General features: G+C 61.8%; 2 protein-coding genes and 1 pseudogene. 2 read left to right on the forward strand and 1 reads right to left on the reverse strand.

The genetic code is table 11. From position 1 onward, the window contains the following. Positions 1-7: 7 nt before the first annotated feature. Positions 8-748, forward strand: a complete 741-nt coding sequence (locus WAN71_RS15225) for an SDR family NAD(P)-dependent oxidoreductase (RefSeq protein ID WP_422226129.1) — start codon at positions 8-10, stop codon at positions 746-748. Positions 749-923: 175 nt separating this feature from the next. On the opposite strand, the gene WAN71_RS15230 is transcribed toward WAN71_RS15225, so the two are convergent. After that, positions 924-1,355 carry a TIGR03618 family F420-dependent PPOX class oxidoreductase gene (locus WAN71_RS15230; protein WP_422226128.1) on the reverse strand — a complete coding sequence of 144 codons (432 nt, stop codon included), beginning with the start codon at positions 1,353-1,355 and terminating at the stop codon, positions 924-926. Positions 1,356-1,564: 209 nt separating this feature from the next. Here WAN71_RS15230 and WAN71_RS15235 point away from each other — a divergent pair. Next, a pseudogene (locus WAN71_RS15235) lies at positions 1,565-1,803 on the forward strand (hypothetical protein); the annotation flags it as partial.

A 1,803-nucleotide genomic window follows, 5' to 3' on the forward strand; every position in this document is an offset into this window, starting at 1 on the left:
GACCGTCATTATGCGGAGAATTGCCAACAAAGCCGTTCTGATTACCGGCGCCAACCGCGGCATCGGCCAGGCACTGGTGAAGGAGGCCGTGAATAGAGGTGCAGCCCGGGTGTATGCCGGCTCGCGCCAGGCCTTCTCACACACCGATGCGCGGGTGGTGCCCCTCACACTGGACATCACCGATTCGGGGCACATACAAAACGCCGTCGACGCAATCCCATCACTGGACGTGCTTGTAAACAATGCCGGCATCGCGCTGTATGACGACTTGAGCAATCCCTCGGTGCTCGGACAGCACCTCGCCGTGAACTTCTTCGGCACGTACGCCGTGACCCAGGCGTTTCTGCCGATGTTGATCCGTTCCGGCGGAGCCATTGTCAACAACCTATCGGTCAACGCGCTGGCTCCCTTACCGCTCATCCCCGCCTACTCAATCTCGAAAGCGGCGGCATTCAATTTCACCCAATCGTTACGCGCCTCTCTGGTGGAAAACGGTGTAAGCGTTCATGCCGTACTGACCGGCCCCACCGATACCGACATGACCAAGGGCCTCGACATTCCAAAGGCCACAACGCAATCCGTTGCACAGGCAATTTTCGACGGAGTCGACGCCGATGAGGAGGAGATCTTTCCCGACCCTATGTCGCAGTCCATTGCCCAGGGCTGGCGCCACGGCGCGGCCAAAGCCCTTGAGCGTCAATACGCCGAGCTGATCGCCGAGGCGGCGCGCGCGACGGAACGCGTGTAGTCAAGCCGAACGACACGATGTGCCCAAGCTTGCACAACCGTATGGTTGTAGAACTCGCCACGAACATGAGGAAATCGCGGTCAACCAATGCGTGGGGTTATCGACACGACCGCCCCCGTCACCATGGCCGCCAGAGTCAGCGGGAAGCGGACGTTCAGCGTCGCCAGGCCGGCCGTCAGGATGCCCAGGGTCCGACGCCGCCGACCTTCTCGATCGTGATGTGAGTCAGGTATCCGGCCGGTGAGCCGGGCGGCGGGAAACCGGTGCCAGGGCCGAAGATCGTCGTCGCGATCTCGTCGAGCAGTTCGGGCGCACCGCCCTCCTCGACACGTGCCGTGCCCTTGATCGAAAGATAAGGGGTCTGGGGCCCGCTGCGGTCGGTGGACACGATGGTCACCGCCACGCGGGGATCACGCCGGATGTTGCGGATCTTCAGATGTTCCTGCAGATGAGCGGTGACCAGCTCGTCGCCACCGTCGGCCGTACTCTGCACCGTCACCCAGACCACGCTGACCTGCGGGCTGCCATCGCGATTATTCGTGACCAGCGTTGCAGGGTCGGAACCGATGAGTTGGCGTGCGGTGTCGCTGAGTTTCATGATGTTCATTGCGTTCCTTATTCCGTCATGTTTCCGCGCATTTCGGGTGTCTATCCATACGACGAAGAAGCTGTGCGTAGACCGACAGCCCGACAACAAATCAACCGATTCGGCCCACCGACTCGGTCGCCGGGTGGGTGCTGGAGCAGCTCCGCTCCGGTCATGACACTCATCTCCTACCGGTGCAGAGGACGTGCGGTTCTGAAACTCTCACGGATATGAGCTGGAATCCGGATGACAGAGAATGGGTTCTGCTGCCCTTGCTGACAGTCGACGGCGGTCCGGTGCTCGCGCTCTACTCGTCGTTGATCGCCGAGCTGCTCCGCTCCGAGATTCAAGCCGGCCGTGCCGCCACCGACGACCCTGATCGACTGGCCGAAGTGATTGCCCGCCTTGCCACCTCGCTGGTGCTCACCCGCGATGGGACCTTCCGCCTCGACGATGCCGAGTCGATGCG

Source organism: Mycobacterium sp. (assembly GCF_049280035.1).
Lineage (GTDB): Bacteria > Actinomycetota > Actinomycetes > Mycobacteriales > Mycobacteriaceae > Mycobacterium.

Bases quoted from the DNA above. Each gene is read 5' to 3' on its own strand.
- WAN71_RS15230 (WP_422226128.1), bottom strand. From the start codon at position 1,355: ATGAACATCATGAAACTCAGCGACACCGCACGCCAACTCATCGGTTCC.